This window comes from Pseudomonas sp. BAV 4579 (assembly GCF_009765395.1).
In the GTDB taxonomy this organism is placed as follows: domain Bacteria; phylum Pseudomonadota; class Gammaproteobacteria; order Pseudomonadales; family Pseudomonadaceae; genus Chryseomonas; species Chryseomonas aestiva.
In genome coordinates this window covers 83095-99948 of sequence record NZ_WHOV01000002.1, presented here as the reverse complement: position 1 = coordinate 99948, position 16854 = coordinate 83095, and the positions used below count along the sequence as shown (strand labels likewise).

Below are 16854 nucleotides of genomic sequence, written 5' to 3'. Positions count from 1 at the left end.
TCATCGAATCCGTACATGCACGGATTCGCAGAAGCGGAATTACGCGGGCCAGGAAAGACACGGTTGCGGATTTCCGTAACGATAGAAACGGATTGCTCAGCAGGAATGAACACTATAGATTGTAGCCCTATTGGGTGCAATGGGCTGTCATCTTGGTTTTCTAGGAGAAACCAAGTTGGTGGCAGCGAAACACTCATTGGCGACGGCCATACGGACAGTCAGGAAAGCGCGCGGCTTGAGCCAGGAAGCGTTCTCCGACGTGTCCAGCCGTACCTACATGAGTTCGCTGGAGCGCGACCTAAAAAGCCCGACGATGCACAAGCTGACCGAGCTGTGCGCGGTCATGGACGTGCATCCGCTGACGTTGCTGACGCTGGCCTATGCCGGCGATAGCACACGCAAGACCGACGAGTTGCTGGCGCGAGTCCGCCAAGAGCTGAATGGAATCATAGAGAGCAAAAATGAAACCAACCAAAAATAAGGAACAGCCCTCTGCTGCTGATATCGCAGCTCGCGCGCATGAGATTCAAACCGGTCTTGGTGCTACAGAGGTTCCAGAATTTGACACGCTTCGTGCCGTCGGCATGGGTGTGCGCTTGGCGCTACATATTCAAGGGCTCCCTGCCCTGAAATACGAAACTCTACGACTGGTAGCCAATCACTATCTTAATATTCCATCTGTAGCTCTTCGACGCATCGTAGAGTTGTTGGCCGAGGTCGAATTCGTAAAGTTGCAGACGACCGGAAAAACGATCAATGTGGTTGTGCCGAACGTGCCATATTACGATGAGGTTTATTCAACACTCGGAGATTTTGGTACAACAGAAGGCTTTAATGAAGCCGAGAAACTCAGCATAGAGATTCTCTGTCGCCTCGCCAAGAGTCCTGAAAACATAGACTCACTCACGAGTCACCTTGGTGCAGATAAGCCTCTTCTTGAGCGCGCATTCACTGTGGGCCAAGAGGGGGCTTATCTACGAGTCCATCGCACTCGGGGACGAAACATCGCACTGAGCCCTGCGTTTTTCTCTGAGAATGCTGACGTATTCGCAGACATGGTGGCAGGGGCTGGTGCAAGTGACGTTCGTGTAGTCCTTGATGCGCTTCGTCGAGTTCAAGGAGTTCCACTTTCCTTAGTGGAGAAGCAGAGCGAGATCGGTGGAGTCCAGCTAACTCCGCAGCAAATAAATATGCTGAAGCGTCTTGCTCAAGATGGTGCGGTACGCCCCCCTAGCATCAGCACCCCTCACGCCGGGAGCAACTATTTTCTCTTCACGCCAACGCCAGGCAATGCAGGTTTGGCCCCAACAAAAAGAGAAATCTATGAGAAAGCAATGGCCATCGTCGCAGCAGTCCGGCAGGGTCAGTTTTTGCCTAATCGCTATGCCATCCGATCCCCCGGAGCAGTGCTCTACAAACTTAAAACAGATCTAAAGCTGTCTCGCGCAACCACAGAGGCGACCGCTCAATATCGGCAATTGACCGTATTGCGAGTAGCTCGATTGGTACCAATCGGCAGCACTGGTTTCAGCGAGCTACACATCATCGACACGCCGGAGAATCGTGAAGCACTTCGCATTGCCTATGACTTAGTGGATGCGGGATCAGCAGTAGGGACAGAGGTTGATGAAGCTACGCGAGAGCTGCTACAGAAAGATCAATCATACGTTGAGTCGCAAATCGCATCCGGCGATTTGGTGAAGCGAGAAAAAGTGCCGCTCTCCCAAGAGCAGCAACAGCAACTCGAACTAATTTTCCTGAAATAACGATGATTAAAGACAGAGATCAAAAGGGAAAGGCAGTTCAATTTTGCCTCACCCACCGTTGGTTCCCTCAGCTGGAGCTTGAAGTGGCGCCGGGTGCCATGCTTGCAAGTAAGGTTTCCGCTGTCACCGATCTGGATGTTTTTGCGTCAATCCCCGATCAGTTCGCCGGATACAGATCTGTAGTGTTTGACTGCAAAACCAAAGCGAAAGAATCCGCTGTCAATCGCGCACTTTGGCTGGTTGGCGTGATGGAAAGAATGGGTGCTGATCAGGGGTTTTGTATTTTAAAGAAAGGCGGCATGATCAACATGGATCATCGCCTTATGGCTGGAAAGCGAGGCGTGATTCTGCTTTCGGAAGATGAATTTGATCTGTATGCTAAGGCAGTGCATGGCCCTGCTTCAGCTATTTCTAGCTACGTTGGTCAGCTTGATTCTTGGGATAAATTCAACAACATTCCAAAGCAGTTTCCTGCGCTGCGTGATGGTGTTCTCTATGCACGCGCCACATATTGGATGATCGAAGATGCCACGGAAGCTTGTCGTAAGACCCTTGCGATGCTGCGAAGTTTGAGCACTGAACTTGACCCAGCTCAGGCATCACACATGGCGCTGTTTATGGATTTGTGCGCATTGTTCTCCCGGTCTGTTGCTCTGATTGTCAGCCAGCTTTTCAAGGCTTATTTGCATCCAGCCTCATCTAGCGATCTGTCTGAAGCATTACTGATCATGCTTTACGGTGGGCGGGAGGCATATCAACATCGAAACGAACTTTACAAAATGGTGAAAGCACGTGGCGGCGAGGCTTCAGTGCCAGATCTTTCGTTGCCAGAGTGGGAAAGATTTTTGCGCCTTGCTCGTCAGCTTCTCGATGCCCCCGCCGCTGTTCAGAATATTCCACTTATATTGAGGGAAGTAGGCTTCGCAATGCTCAATGGCGACAGTAGTCTCACATTTGCCAAGTCTTTATGCGTTGAGTCCCCGCAAGCTGCAAGATTCAGTGTGCTCGTAACGGATTACCTTGCGAGAGCGGCACGTCTTCCTCCTGAATTCGGCACTCTTTCAGACAATGCCTTGATTAGCCTTCAGCCGGTGAAGTAGCGTGGTGAACCCTGATTTCGCCTTGACGTTTCGCAGCGAGCCAGCACCGCGCCTCGCTGTATGTGCGGGCGCGGCCTGCGGCCGTCAGGCCGCCTTGGGCTTGTTGCGCGACCAGATCAGGTCGTGCGTGCCGTCCTCGTTCTCGATCAGGCGGGCATAGACCGTCGCCGGGAACGAAGGATCGTCGAGGGATACGGACACGTAGGGCCGCCCGGCTTCGCTGGTCTTCTTCCACGCCGCGCCGATGTCGTGGCCGGCCGCCTGAAGGCGGAAGTCGGGGGCGTTCTCGGTGTCGCCCTTGTCGTTGGGAATCAGCTTGATCTTGACGTTGAGCGTCAGGGTGCGGACCGTGCCGGTGAAGCCGTCTTTCTCTGCGGTGAAGGTGCCGATGTTAGCCATGATGTTTCTCCTTTCGGGTTGAACAAGGTCGCGCCAGTGCGTCCTTGTTGTGATCCGGCCGGCGGGGGATGGGCTGGCCGCACCGCGCAGCGGTCGCAACACCGTGGAGAGCCTGGAAGCGAAAAGAATTTGTCCCGCGAGGAATGCGCGCAGCGCAGAGGAAATTGTTTTCGCTGGAAGGTTGCGGCCATGAAGCCCAAGGCGCAGCCGTTCCCTCGCCAGGATTCACGACAAGCCAAGGACGCACCGGCCGCCCGCTCCCGAATGGAGACGTGGCAGACTCGGCATCCCCGCATGACGGCTTCACCGGCCTGCGCCCTGACGCGGGCAAGGCCAATACCCCAACGACGAGCGAGGACGCTCTTTGCCGCAGATTGCGACGACATGGTTGAGGCGTGGCGTGGATGCTCCATAGCGAAGCCGGGTGGCGTGTCGGTGAACCGTCCTTCGTGACGTACAGGCGCGAACCGCCAGCGTCGAGGACGGCACGCTTTGGCACAACCTGCCGCAGCAAGCCGGGGCGTAGCCCCACAAGCCCCGTCCATTGCGGCGGGTCGCCATCGAAACCTTGCCCGCGCCAGCGGGCGCCGATGGCTGTACGGCGTGCAAGGCACTTGCACGTCCGCCACGTCGCCGCCTGGTCGAAGGCGGCGACGTGGCGATTTTGCTCTGGACGCTGGAACCGGCCCCCAGGCGGAACGGCTTGGGGCCGGTGCTGCTCGTTATTCCTTGGTTTCGATGATCCACCACACGGCACGCGGCAAGGCGCGGCCCGTGATGGGATGCAAGTCGGTCAGGTCAGCGCAGGCTGTCCAGCCCGAGGGCGGACGGTAGCCACGCACGTCGCCTTCGCCGTGCCAGGGGCGGGCGCGTACCGTGTCGGGCGCATAGGTCGCCGCCATGTGCGGGCGGCTGGTGGTGGTGCGGGTCATGGGGGCTTCTCCTTCAAGCGAAGCGCCCCGGTCGAGGCCGGGGCGCTTGCCTTCGGCGCGGGTCAAGCGGCCAGTGCCTCGGCGGGTTCATCCGCCATTGCCTCGGCATCCTCCGGGGCGTCCTGCTCCTGCGTTTCCTGCGGCGCAGCTTCCGGGCCTTCGGTCTTGAAGATGGCGGGCATCCAGCCCGTACCATCGGCCAGCCGTTCCGCCTCGCTGGCAATGTCGGCCTTCTTCAACTTCGCCAGTCGGGCAGCGTGCGAAGGTGCGAACTTGCCCACGGCTTCCAGAATCGCGGCCTTCGACACATGCTGGAAATACCCGTCTGCGGTGGGCTGCCACCATGCGGCCATGTCCAGCCCCACGGCCTGCGCCAGTCTTGCGTGCGTTGCGCTTGGAGCGGCGCGGCAGCAACTGCGAGAGCGGAACCAAAATCAGGTTCTTGGTCGGGTCGGCCACTTCCAGCGGTGCGGCGGTTTCGATGGCACGGGTTTCGATTTTGGGTAACGGTGTTCATGGTGATCACTCCTAGCGGTTGGGATGCAGCAGCGAGAGAAGCGGCAAGGGCTGCTGCCTGCCCCTGCCGCGTGGGGATTCAGGCTTTCAACTGGCGCATGCCATCGGCCAGCAGCCAAAGCGCACGGTTGAGGCGGATGTTCTGGTCGATGCCCTGCACCGGGCGGGTTTGCTGGCGGCGTCCGTTGGCGCTGCGCCCACGCAGGCCGCCTTGGGTCAGGTTCTCTTGCGTGCGGTTGAACACGCTCCACAAGTCCGGGCGGCGGTCATCAAAGCGGCGCGGCATCAGGATTTGCGATTCCGTGATGGGCGCGGGCTTGTCGGGGTCGTCGTACTTGAGGGCCAGCGCGGCGCGGGCAAACACTTCGGATTCACCATCGTTCAAGGTGATGGCGCGCATGGAATCGCGGGATTCATGCACGCGGTCGAAGCCGCGCAAGACTTCGTAAGCGCCTTCGATGACGGAACCGGCCACGTCGCCTTTGTGGGGAACGCGCACATCAGCCACTGTGTCGCCGCAGACAAGGCCATTGCTGCACACGAACCGGAACATGCCGGCCAGCATCTGATAGCTGCTCGTGCCGTCATGCGAGTTCAACAGCACGATTTCATTAGCTTCCGCGCCGTTGATCTGGCTGGCATGGCGAAGGCGCAGCATGTGTTTGGTGTAGTCGCGGCGGTCGTCGTGCCGCACGCGGGTCTGTGCTGCCATGAAGGGTTCAAACCCTTCCTTACGCAGTTCCGCCAGCACGGCCGCGGTGGGGATGTAGGCGTACCGTTCGGAACGGCTTTCGTGTGGGGCGTCCGCGAAGATGGACGGCGCGACCCTGCGGATTTGATCGTCGGACAGCGGGTAATCGCTACGCAGCGACGGGGAACGGGAAGCGAATCGGGATGCGAGTTGCATGGCATTTCTCCTGACGAAAAGGGTTTGCTGTTCAAACCGCACACCGGATTCCTAGATTCGGAGCCCAGCCTTTCGGCTGTTTGGTGCGGTCGGCACGAGGAACCCGGTTGGCCCTGTTGCCACCGTCTTTCCTGAGTTCATCGCCCGCGACGGTCAGGAGCGCGCGGACGGGGGCCGTCAAGGAAACAAGCGCAGGGTTGGTGCGGCCCGCAGGCGCAGCCGAGGACACGGCCCTGCGCGCCTTGACGGCACACGGGGCGGGCTACAGTCGCGGACAAGGTGATGAAGTCAGGGGAGACGGCTGGACAAGGCAACGGCCATCCCTATGTGCTGACTGCACGGCAAGCGAAGCGCGCAGGCCCGAAGCTGGAAGCCGGGCCGGAGGCGTCAGCCGAGCAGCGCGAGGGAACGATGGAAGCCCGTCAGGGGCGAAACCCCGCAGGGGGTTCGATGCGTCGGGCGCACGACAGCGCGACCGGCCATGTGCCTTGGCCGGGGACGCACGCGTCGGAAAGACATGCATAGCCCTTGCCCGACTGGGTGACGAATTATCCGCATGACATTGCTGCTAATCTCTACGTAACAAAGCGTGAACACCCAATGTGTTAACGAGCACTGACATGGAGGAGGCGTAATGGACCCTACGTTTAATCGCTGGCTGGCTATTAGCGGCCATATGCGCGCGAACCCAAAGTCATGACTGGGCTGGTCAAGCACAGTGCACCGGGACCGTATCTCGGATTTGCACTGCAGCCTGTCCGGCTGTGTTACTTCCTCCTTAGTAGCCCATTGGATTCAAGCGTGTCGCTTGAGTTGCTGGATGACGTTGCCGTTCACCATGCCGATGGGACGTTGCTCTTGGAGCAGTGCAAAAGCGCTTTGTCCCATAACGCTCTTTCTGATTGGTCTGAGGATTTCTGGAAGGCGCTGGCGAATTGGATCGAATTGATCGAGTCGGGAAAAGTAGATGCTGCCAAGACCTCGTTCCAGCTCTATGTGACACCCCCACGAACGGGGAAAGTCAGCTCGACCATGCACGCCGCCAGCGAGCCATTGGCCACGCATGCGCTGGTCAAAGATGTCGAGAAAAAGCTGAACGCACGCGCGCAGCCACCCAAGTGCGCTGCGCATGTTGAAAAGTTCCTGGGCGCATCTGAAGCCTGCCGCGATGCGCTGGTTGCGAGGTTCTCGGCCATCAGCGCTGACGTGGATCCGATTGAGCCTCTTCGTACGCTTCTAGCTCCTACAGTTCCGGCGACTTCAATCGACATCATCTGCCAGTCGGCGATCGGGATTGCTAAGGAGTGGGCCGATCAACGCCTCCGCCAAGGTGGTGCAGCGCAAATCAGCGTCGCGGATTTCCGAAGAAATTTTCACGCCTTCATTCAGAGAAACAATCTTCCGGGATATCTCCCCACATTCACCGCAGCGCTGAGTGCGAGCGATGCGCAGACAGTATTGAAGAACCGGCCCATCTTCATCAGGCAGTTGCAGTTGGTGGAGGCAACGGAAGAACAGCAGCTTCGCGCCGCCAGCGATTTTATGCGGACCTCGGGCGACAAAGCGACATGGGCGGAGCAAGGGCTTGTCTACGACGGCAGTTTCGATGATTGGGAGGAGTCACTGGTGCGGCGACATGCCGCCATCCAGGGCGAAGTCAATGACGTGTTCGCAGACAAGACGAAGATCATTCAGGGCCGCACTGTCTACAACCGCTGCTCGATACTCGATTTGCCACTTGATAGCCGTGCATTGCCGGGCCACTTTACTCACGGGAGTTTCAACGATCTGGCCGAGCGTCGACTGCTTGGTTGGCATTCCGAGCACAAGGATCTCTTGGATAAGGATGATCAGGAATGAGCGGAACTGAGCGACAGGTCCAACTGAGCGAAGCGGCGCTTGTTCAGAACGAGGCGCTGGGCGCCTACGTGCTGTGGAAGTTTGGATTGGGATTTCAGGAACGTGACAGCCGAGCGGCCACGTTGCCACTGGCGTTCATGGTTCTTCCGCTGGTCCTGCATGCTCCGACCTTGGGTATGGTGCTGAGCACCTATAAGAGCTCAGGCCTGCATCTTTTCGCGGCAAAGTTGGGTGAACAGCGAGAGGAACTTTTCGCCGTTCATGAGCGCGCGCTAGCGTTGCGCCAACTCAGTCTCGAATCGCTCATGCGTTCCGAACAGTCGGGACTGCTTCGCATAGACCCGACAACGGCGACGATGTGGGCGATAGGACCCCATGACGACATGACAGCACCGTCGTTGTCCGAGCGAATTCGGCGTATTGGTCCGGCATCCGAGAAAATTGGATACTGGTTCGCTGACTTATCCGATCAGCAGATAGCCCACACTCTCAAAGTGGAGTTCTGATGTACTTTCAACTGCGACAGGTCATCTTGTGGCCGCGAGGTGGTGGCGAGCCGCGAGTCGTCCATTTTGAGCCGGGAATGGTCAACGTCATCAGCGGCGCGTCGAAAACCGGAAAGTCTTCGGTCATCCCAATCATCGACTATTGCCTGGGATCGGATAAATGCGCGATCCCGGTCGGCGTTATTCGCGAGACCTGCTCGTGGTTCGGTGTGCTCGTCGATACGGTTGAAGGCCAGAAACTGTTGGCTCGTCGGGAGCCTGGCGAATTGAAAAGTTCCGGTGAGATGTTTGTTCTTGAAGCACCAGAGATCGACCCGCCACGGGAAGTACTTGCCAAGAATCAGAACGTCGAGAACGTCAAGGCACTCTTGAATCGGCTGGCCGGTTTATCGAATCTCCAGTTCGAGCCAGGCACCGAAGACCGGTTCAAATTTCGCCCCAGCTTCCGCGACCTGATGGCTTTCTTGTTTCAGCCACAGAACATCGTCGCCAACCCGGACGTGATGTTCTTCAAGGCAGACACTACCGAGCATCGCGAGAAGCTAAAGACCATCTTTCCCTACGTCCTTGGAGCCGTTAGTCCAGAGGTGTTGCAGGCCCGGCATGAACTCGATCGCGTGCAGCGTATGCTCAGACGAAAAGAAAGTGAGCTGAGGGCACGGCGGGAATCGGGATCGGCGTGGCAACGCGAGGGTTTTGCATGGGTGCGCCTTGCCATTGAATACGGATTGCTCCCGGCAGACACGGTTGTCCCCGACGATTGGCCTTCCACTGTTGATCTGTTGCGCGCCGCCTTGCAAAGCGATGCCAGGGTGGCAATCCCAACGCTGGCATCTATGGATGTCATCATGACCCGACTCGCAGAGCTTCGTGCAGCAGAGTCCAACTTGGCGGCAACCCTCAATCAGTCAAGGCGGCGGTTGCATGAGTTGCGACGATTGGATGAAAGTACCGATGCCTACGGCAACGGCCTTCGCATTCAGCGGGATCGTCTGAGTCTCTCTTCATGGATTCGCGGTCTGTCATCGACACAGCCGATGGCCACCTTGGAGCCGGGTGAGGCCGCGCGGGCCAGGATTGACCAACTATGCGAGGTTCTGGAGGGGATCGAACTGCGACTTCGCTCCCAACCCACCGCCGCAGAGTCACTGGGTCGGGAAACGCTTCGGCAGCGCGAGATAGTGGAAGGCGTCTTGGGTGAACTTGCGGCGGTGCGCCAGGAGATTCGTTCTCTAGAAGGAAAGTCAGATGAGGCGCGCAGGATTACGACCCGCGGCGAGGAAATCTCGCGCTTCCTCGGCCGCCTGCAGGAAGCGTTGCGGCTTTATGAAGCTGCAGACAAGTCATCGACGCTTAGCGAAGAGATTGCGGCGTTGAAGGCGCAGGTCGACACCCTTGCGAAGTTGGTATCCGAACACGAGATCGGGCGAAAACTTGAGAATGCCATCAATACCGTACAAGAGATTTCAGGCCGCCTGATTCCACAGCTTGATGGCGAATGGCCTGACGCACCGATTCGCTTGGTGATTCAAGATCTGACGGTCAAGGTCATCAGGGGGACGCGAGATGATTATCTCTGGGAAATTGGCAGTGGAGCGAACTGGCTCGCGTACCATGTGGCACTGACTCTTGCGTTGCAGGGATTCTTCCTCAGGTTGCCGCATCATCCAGTGCCGGGACTACTCATCTACGACCAGCCAAGTCAGGTTTATTTTCCCGCGCGTCGGACAGAGAGCTCTAACGCGGTCGAACCTGAACCCGAATGGAGGAGTGAAGATGTCGTGGCGGTGAGGAAGGTATTCACGCTCCTTGATCATGTCATCAGTCGTACCGATGGCCGCATGCAGATTGTTGTGCTTGATCATGCGGACGAAGAGGTATGGGGTGAACTTGCAAACGTCCACCTGGTTGAGGTGTGGCGTGGTAAAGGCCTGGTGCCATCGGCATGGTCTTCGCGGCCGGGGGACGATCAGCAGTAACTGGGGGGATCAGCAAGACCGCCCCGTACCCTCCACACAGGTCGCATGAATTTCCGAAACGCTGTCGCGGAAATCTGGGGCAGCGTTTTCGACCGGCCAGCGCCCGGCGCAGCAAAAAGGGGGGCCGAAGCCCCTGGGTCAAATCAGGCCGCGCTCGGCGAAGGATGCCGTACCGCTGCCTGCGACGATGACGTGATCCAGCACGCGCACGTCCACCAACCCAAGAGCCTCCTTGAGCCGCTGCGTCAATACCTTGTCGGCCTGCGACGGCTCGGGATTCCGCTCGGATGGTTGTGCGAAAGGATGACTGCCGCCGCGTTGAGCCGCAGCGCCTCCTTGACCACTTCGCGCGGATACACCGAAGCACTGTCGATGGTACCGTGGAACATCTCCCGGTACTCGATCAGCCGATGACGTGTATCGAGGAACAGAACGGCGAAGACTTCATGCTCGAAGCCGGCCAGCTTGGTGCGCAGGTAGTCCTTCACCGCCACTGGCGAAGTGAATGCCTCGCCGCGCTGCATCTTCTGTTCGATGACCTGGCGCGCGGCTTCCAGAATCTGATCGGCGTCGGCACGCCGATAGTGGCCACGCCCGTCACGCACCATCAGCGGAGTATCGGGAGAAAGGATCAGTTGCGACATGATCGTGCTCCGGTTGCTCGGGCGGAATTGCCCGGAACCGGCGCTTCACGGCGCAGCGCAAGCCGTCACAGGAGCGCAGCCAGCCATGGCCGCAAGCGTGCGAGCACGCGCAGTCCTTGCACGGCGAGAACGCCGTGGTACGGTGAAAGGAACAGCAAGCCGCCCATGCCTCCCTGCGATCGCTACAAGCGGAGCGCGTAGGCCCGGCAGGGCCGAAGGCGTCAGGGGTCAGCGCCGCATGGCCGCGATTCGCTACGAAGCGCGGAGCGCAGCCCGCGAACCCAACGGCGGCACGCCGGGACGCACCGATAGCACCTCAAATTTCTCGCCAAGCTACCGTTGTTCGACGTCAGGTGCTCGGCAAGAAAAACCAAGCCCGTCCAACTTTTGATGGACCGCCAACGATTGCAGCCGAGCCAAGGTTATCGAGAGTATGCCGCCCATTTTCCTCTGCGCTATTCCAGTAGACGCAACTGGCGTTAGCCAAGAAGTCAGGCCCGGCCTTGTAAAGGAATCTCCTCAGCGATCCAGCCTAACCCGCAATCGGCGTGCGCGCTCGCGAAAAGCTTCCTCACCGCCTTCTAAGATGTCGCAAACGGCTGTGCGGATGGCCGCGTTTTCGAGACCGCCAGCCATGTATTTGATAGGAGGCAGCCCCCCGGCAGGATGAGGGCCAGCATCGGCGACGATGATCTGATCCGCGTCAGTATTGATGACTAGGTTCGCATTGTGCGTGACCATGATTACTTGGCGCTTTGCCTTGGCGGCGATGAACAGCGCAACCAGTTCGTCGAATACGGACTTCGGATCAAGGTTCTCTTCTGGCTGATCGATGATGAGCGGCCTGTCGTCAGCATCGTCTAACGCAAGATAGAGTAGAAGCAGCACGATGCCTCGCGTGCCGGGCGAGAGCTTGCGAATATCTATGCCGTCGTAGACGATTTCGTAGCGGACTGAGATATGGTCGGTGTCGAAGAGCCAATGTGCGAACTGTTTTAGCCAGCTTCGGAACTCCGCCTGCTGATTTTGCGCATAGGGCGCATGGTCGATCAAGTCCCGCATATAGAGCGAGATGAAGCTTGCCATAGCCGCTTGCACGTCAGACGCTGATCCTGTTTCCCAGGCAGGCCGAAGAGCGGTTTCCGCCAGGGACATCAAGGCTCCACGCCCCTGGAACGGCCCCGCCTTTCGTCTGTCGAGAAGCTCTTCCTCGGCCACGGCCGCCCAGGCTCCGACATCGACGACGCGCCGAACGGAGAAGCCGAGCTTGCGCAACGTGCCGGTCGATGCCGTGAGGCGCGCCATCAAGGGCGCGTAGAGATCGGCAAGTGCCGTCTGCTCATTGATGATTGCCTGGAAGACCCGGCTGTAAGTTGCATCGCGTTCGGTCTGCAAATCCTTGCGGCGGGCGGCGGCGCCCTGCGCGTCGGTCAGGCGTGCCTGGAGTGTCTGAAGAGCGGTGTTTTCCTGAGCGATGCGCTGCGAGAGAGCGGAATACTGCTTTCGCACGAGATTGTCGGCGCTGACCAATGCTTCAAGTCTGGTCATCTCAGCCTGAAGCGTGTTCAGGGTGAGTGTCGTCAGGTCGACCGTGTCCGGGAAGAACGGCGTAGTCGGGTCGCCCGCGGGAACGGGCGGGCCGGTAAGGGTCGCGATCTGCTTGTCAGCCCAAGCCACGTAGCCGGCCAGGCTCTTGTCCACGTCGCCTTTGTAGATGAGCAAGAACTCGTCCCATTGCTGCGGGCTCAAGCCACTGTGCTGGTGGCGCTCCTTGGCCTGGCGCAAGAGTTCCGGGGCCTTGGTTGCGCGCGTGCTGGCGACTTCGTCCTGCAGGGCAAGAAAGGTCCGGCGCTGGTTACCGTAGGCCTGAATCGTCCCGCGGATCGCCTGGACGGCCTGGCCTAGCTGCGTGTGCCGCTGGGCTTGAGCTTCGGTGCCTTTGACTACGAGCTTGGCGAGGTCTTGGTTGTAGCTCTTGATTTGTCCGGTCTTCTGCGCGACTTGGGCCGTTAGGGAAGCAATCGATGCTTCTTTCTCGAATTCCGCGGCGATGCGATCGGAGACGTCCGCGATCGCATCGGCCTCTCGCTCGCGCGCCTGCTGGAAGCGAGCGGTGCGATAGTCGCGCAACTCGGCGAAATCGATGGCGCCTTCGCGGTCGTCCTGCGGATGGGCCTCGAATATGACCCGTTCGATCTCAGCAATAAGTCCGTCCGACACTCCATTCGCAGAGCACAGCTCTTCGACAAATTGTTGTGAGAGATAGCGGGCGCGTGGAAAGGACAGGTGGCTGTTCGCGTCGCGACCGTCGAGAAAGCGCGTGACCGTCGCGCCGCCGCCCCAGGTCAGCGTGGCGGACGATTCGCCTAGTAGCTTGCGAGCACGGACCAAGAATGAGGGGCTGGCGTTCTCGTTCACGCGCCATGCCACGGGCGTTATCGCATCGCATGCTGCTGCAATCATGTCAGCAAGAGCGGTCTTGCCGGAGCCACGCGCGCCGATAATGGCGACAAGGCCCGGGTTTAGCGGGATGTCAGGAGTGGTCGCCCAGTCCCCATCGGCGATCGTTACATGCGAGATTACCTGCGACGGAAGCGCAGTGCGCGGCGGCTCCGTACCGACATGGGCGCGGCCTTCGGGGTCGATGCAGGCTTGGCGCAGGGCATCGAATTCGAGGCCACCCTTGAGCCACGAAAAGCGATCTTCGACGGGTCGGCCGACCGTCTTCTGGTCGTGAGCGTCGCTTCCATGCAGGCACGGCTTGCATCCGCCAAATCGCTCGCGGAGTTGATCGAGCGTCAGGCTCCGACGTCCGGACCAAAACTCCCGTTGCGCTGGAGTGCTTGAGAAGATGACGTGCGCGAACTTCTCGATCTCTTCGCGCATCGTCGTATCGGACGCCTGACGCAGTCCCGACGTGCCGTCGCCGGCGGCGCCCGCCACGGCGATGAGGATGTTCGCTTTCGCCTACTCGCTTTCGCGCACGACACGACGGAGTTGGTCGAAATTGACTTTGAACTGAGTTGCGCCGTGCGCAAGGGCCGCGCGATCATCGGTGATGTTTGTGTCGGCCTTCCTGCCGAGTGAGATCAGGTCGGCTCGGGTGCAGTTGAATGTGTCGCCATGCGCCTGAAACTGGAGCCGTTGAAGAATGCGATGCAGCTCAGCGACGTGATTTGAGTCTTCGGGGCTGACGAGAAGGTGCAAATTGACAAAGCCAGTCTTGGCGGCGACGTCTAGGCGCAGTTCAACATTTGGGAAGATGAGCTGCACATTGGGCAAACGGCCCGCCGCTTTGTGCGACAAGACCTCTTCGTAGGTGTCCGTGAGATAGTAGTCTGTTACCGCAAGCGCCTCGATCTTCGGCGTCGCGGCCTCAAGGCTTTCGAGATAAGTGTCCCAAGCAGAGCCACCACCGAATTGATTGTTGAGAACGGTGCCCGGCGCATGGATATGCGGTTCCCAACGACGCCATTCAGATCCACGACCGATCATTCGTCTCCCCCTTCGTTATTGCCGGTCGTAGACCGTTCTGATGGCCTTACCCAGTTCATGACTTTCCGCATTGAACCAGGAGGCTTTTTGCCATTCTAGAAGTTCTTGCTAGTCCCGGCACGTGCAGTCGGTGACAACATGCCCCTCGAACTGCATAATTTTCGCCTTTTGGGGAGTCGAAGCACGCGGTTCAAAGACCGGCGAGCTGGGAGAGAGGCGTCAGGAGTCACCGCCGGAATAGCCGCGATTCGGCACGAAGCACGGGGCGCGACCCGCGAACCCGACGGCGGCGCGCCGGGACGCCCGGTTATCGCTTGCGCTTCTTGGGGACAATCGTTCCGCGAGATTCGATCAGACGCCGCGTGTTCTCCAGTTCCTTTTGCAGCACTTCGGCATCCGGCAGCACCAGCCGGTAATTCGCTGCCATTACTTTGCTGGGCAAGCCCTCCAACGCGTACCGCGCCAGGGCGTGTCCCTTGTCCGTACACAAGATTAGGCCCACGGGCGGGTTCTCGTCGGCAAACGTCCAGTGCTCCTTCGCATAATTGCAATATAGGTGCATCTGGCCCACGTCGGCATGGGTCAGCGCACCGAGCTTCAAGTCGATGATGACCAGGCAGCGCAACCGACGATGGAAGAACAGCAGATCGACCCGATACCAGGTCTGGTCAATGCGCAACCGACGCTGCCGCCCGACGAAGGCGAACCCGTCGCCGAGTTCGAGCAGGAAGTCCTCCAGCCGCCGGATCAAGGCTTGCTCAAGGTCGGACTCCGAATACTCGTCCTTGAGGTCGAGGAACTCCAGCACATACGGGTCTTTGATTGCATCGTCGGGGGTGACGACATCCTCGGCCTTCGGCACGGCGCCCTTGACCAGCATCGCCGCCTTGTTCTCCGACAGCGCCGTGCGTTCGTAGAACTGGCTGTTGATCTGCCGATCAAGCTGGCGCACGCTCCAACCGCCGCGCAGGGCTTCGGCCTCGTAGAACTGGCGGGCGTGTTCATCCTTTACCGACAGCAGCCGGACGTAGGCCGACCACGGCAGCGTGAAGACCTGGGCCAGCTCATCAAGGCGCCAGGGACGCGCCACCGGCGCCGGAGAAGATTCGCTAGACACTGTCTGGCGAATTGGCCAGGTCAGGAAGAACGACCGCATCTGTTGCAAGTTCGGGCGGCTGAACCCACGCCCGAACTGCGCGGTCAGGTCGGCGGACAGCCGCTCGATCAACTGTTCGCCGTAGCCCGCTCGCCGCTTGCCCTGCTGCTCGGCCTGCACGATGCGGCGGCCGATTTCCCAATAGCTGGCGGTCATCAGCGCATTGACGCTGCGTGCTGCCGCGTGGCGGGCGGCATCGAGCACTTCCACAATGCCGCTATGGATACCGGCGTAGCCGACCGGCAAGGCGGCGGGGGTGTCCCCCGCCGCCGTAGGCGTCTTCCTCTTCATGCCGTCACCTCCGCAGGGCGCCGCGCACCCGTGATGGCCTGCCGCCGGCTCGCCACCAGTTCGGCCGCATCCCGCACCGGCTTGTCCTCGGTGTGGACATAGTGCATGAACATCGCCACCGTCTTATGGCCCGTCAGCTTCATGCCGACCTTGGTCGGCACGCCCGAATTGGCAATGTCGGTCGTGGCCCGGTGGCGGATACCGTGCGTGCCGACATGTGGCACACCGGCGGCCTTGAGTACGCGCTTCCAGCCGCCATAGTGTTCGCCATGCGTCAGATGCCGGGCCGGGTCGTTGGGCGACGGCAGGACGTAGGGGCAGTTCCCCCGGCGCGGCGCCGTCGAAAGCAGCCGATAGGCTTCCTCGCTCATGGGCTTGGAAATGCCGCCGGTCTTGCTGTCGGGCCAGACCACTCGGCGCTTCTCCAGATCAACCCAGTCCCACTCCAGCGGGCAGATTTCGGAGCGGCGGGCGGCGAACTCGAATTGCAGGCGGATCGCCAGCGGGATGACGTAGTTCTCCAATCCTTCCGCCTCCAGGTGTTCCAGATGCCGGAAGATCCTCACCAGCTCGTCGTCCACGATGAGCCGGGTTTCCTTGCCGGCCGGGAACATCGGGACGTGGCGGCACGGATTGGTGCCGTCCGGACGCAGCCCCCACACTTCGGCCAGGTTGAACATCTTGCGCAGCACGCCGAAGGTGCGGTTGGCCTCGGCCGGCTTGTGGGCCAGCTTCTTCATCAGCGCGGCCACGTCCGGGCGCTTCACGTCCTGCACCTTCATCCGCCCCATGATCGGGATGATGCAGCGGTCGATGACGCCCTGATAGCCCCGCTGAGTGCTGGGCTTGTTGCGCTGCCTGGAGTAGTCCTCCATGAAGGTGAGGCAATACTCCTTCATGGTCTGCGCCTTGCGGGCCGCAGCTTTGGCCGCGCTCGGGTCGCCGCCCCGGCGCACCTCGGCCAGCCACTCCTGCGCCATAACGCGGGCCTGCTCGACGGTCAGTTCCCCGTACTGGCCCAGGGCGGGCTTGCGGCGCTCGCCGGCGTTCGTGAGGTACTGGAGCATGAACACCTTGCGGCCGGCCGGGGTGATCTTGCACAGGAAGCCGGGCACCACGGTGTCTCGGAGTTCGACGGCCTGCGCCTGAGGCTTGGCGGCATCGACGGCGGACTTGGTGAGTTTGATTCTTGCCATGAGGACTCCTCGGAAACCTCGGTTTCCAAGAGCCACATGGGAGCCACGCGACCGGAAGCCGGGTCAAGTTTCGGAAAGCACCGGCATATGATGGACTCGCCTAAGTC

Annotated in this window: 11 protein-coding genes and 3 pseudogenes; 6 read left to right on the top strand and 8 right to left on the bottom strand. The window is 59.9% G+C overall.

Annotated features, from left to right (window positions below):
* The first annotated feature begins 178 nt into the window (after positions 1 to 178).
* The 3 genes from GSQ95_RS00505 to GSQ95_RS00495 are packed head-to-tail and all read left to right on the top strand — an operon-like array spanning position 179 to position 2866.
* Positions 179 to 481, top strand: a complete 303-nt coding sequence (locus tag GSQ95_RS00505; protein ID WP_158890743.1) for a helix-turn-helix domain-containing protein — start codon at positions 179 to 181, stop codon at positions 479 to 481.
* On the top strand, positions 462 to 1766 hold the full coding sequence (locus tag GSQ95_RS00500; RefSeq protein ID WP_158890741.1) for a hypothetical protein: 1305 nt from the start codon (positions 462 to 464) through the stop codon (positions 1764 to 1766). The genes GSQ95_RS00505 and GSQ95_RS00500 overlap by 20 nt, the downstream gene beginning before the upstream one ends.
* Positions 1767 to 1768: 2 nt before the next feature.
* Positions 1769 to 2866, top strand: a complete 1098-nt coding sequence (locus GSQ95_RS00495) for a hypothetical protein (RefSeq protein ID WP_158890739.1) — start codon at positions 1769 to 1771, stop codon at positions 2864 to 2866.
* An 84-nt stretch (positions 2867 to 2950) separates the two neighbouring features.
* On the opposite strand, the gene GSQ95_RS00490 is transcribed toward GSQ95_RS00495, so the two are convergent.
* The 4 genes and pseudogenes from GSQ95_RS00490 to GSQ95_RS00475 all read right to left on the bottom strand — a co-directional run bounded on the left by GSQ95_RS00490 (position 2951) and on the right by GSQ95_RS00475 (position 5620).
* A complete protein-coding gene (locus GSQ95_RS00490; RefSeq protein WP_158890737.1) occupies positions 2951 to 3265 on the bottom strand; it encodes a DUF736 domain-containing protein in 315 nt (104 codons plus the stop codon).
* A 722-nt stretch (positions 3266 to 3987) separates the two neighbouring features.
* The gene (locus GSQ95_RS00485; RefSeq protein WP_158890735.1) at positions 3988 to 4197 is read right to left on the bottom strand and encodes a hypothetical protein; all 210 of its coding nucleotides are present in this window, start codon (positions 4195 to 4197) and stop codon (positions 3988 to 3990) included.
* Positions 4198 to 4259: 62 nt separating this feature from the next.
* A pseudogene (locus GSQ95_RS00480) lies at positions 4260 to 4580 on the bottom strand (chromosome partitioning protein ParB); the annotation flags it as partial.
* 212 nt (positions 4581 to 4792) lie between these two features.
* Positions 4793 to 5620: a DUF932 domain-containing protein gene (locus GSQ95_RS00475; protein WP_158890733.1), complete on the bottom strand. Its 828-nt coding sequence runs from the start codon at positions 5618 to 5620 to the stop codon at positions 4793 to 4795.
* An 801-nt stretch (positions 5621 to 6421) separates the two neighbouring features.
* Between GSQ95_RS00475 and GSQ95_RS00470 the strand changes: the two genes are divergently transcribed.
* From GSQ95_RS00470 to GSQ95_RS00460, 3 genes are read left to right on the top strand one after another with little or no spacing between them, the layout of a single operon-like run.
* Positions 6422 to 7480, top strand: coding sequence for an ABC-three component system protein (locus tag GSQ95_RS00470; protein ID WP_158890731.1), 1059 nt, complete (start codon positions 6422 to 6424; stop codon positions 7478 to 7480).
* Positions 7477 to 7986 (top strand): three component ABC system middle component, encoded by a 510-nt coding sequence (locus tag GSQ95_RS00465; protein WP_158890729.1) that lies wholly within the window; start codon positions 7477 to 7479, stop codon positions 7984 to 7986. Before GSQ95_RS00470 ends, GSQ95_RS00465 begins: the two co-directional genes overlap by 4 nt.
* On the top strand, positions 7986 to 9965 hold the full coding sequence (locus GSQ95_RS00460) for a DUF3732 domain-containing protein (protein WP_158890727.1): 1980 nt from the start codon (positions 7986 to 7988) through the stop codon (positions 9963 to 9965). Before GSQ95_RS00465 ends, GSQ95_RS00460 begins: the two co-directional genes overlap by 1 nt.
* 138 nt (positions 9966 to 10103) lie before the next feature.
* On the opposite strand, the pseudogene radC reads toward GSQ95_RS00460, so the two are convergent.
* The 4 genes and pseudogenes from radC to GSQ95_RS00440 form a co-directional block, all read right to left on the bottom strand.
* Positions 10104 to 10609 (bottom strand): annotated as a pseudogene (gene radC / locus GSQ95_RS00455) (DNA repair protein RadC).
* Between the two features lie 519 nt (positions 10610 to 11128).
* Positions 11129 to 14104, bottom strand: a pseudogene (locus tag GSQ95_RS00450) (TrlF family AAA-like ATPase).
* Between the two features lie 307 nt (positions 14105 to 14411).
* Positions 14412 to 15551 carry a YhcG family protein gene (locus GSQ95_RS00445; protein ID WP_158890725.1) on the bottom strand — a complete coding sequence of 380 codons (1140 nt, stop codon included), beginning with the start codon at positions 15549 to 15551 and terminating at the stop codon, positions 14412 to 14414.
* Positions 15548 to 16747 carry a site-specific integrase gene (locus GSQ95_RS00440; RefSeq protein WP_158890723.1) on the bottom strand — a complete coding sequence of 400 codons (1200 nt, stop codon included), beginning with the start codon at positions 16745 to 16747 and terminating at the stop codon, positions 15548 to 15550. Before GSQ95_RS00440 ends, GSQ95_RS00445 begins: the two co-directional genes overlap by 4 nt.
* Positions 16748 to 16854: the final 107 nt, after the last annotated feature.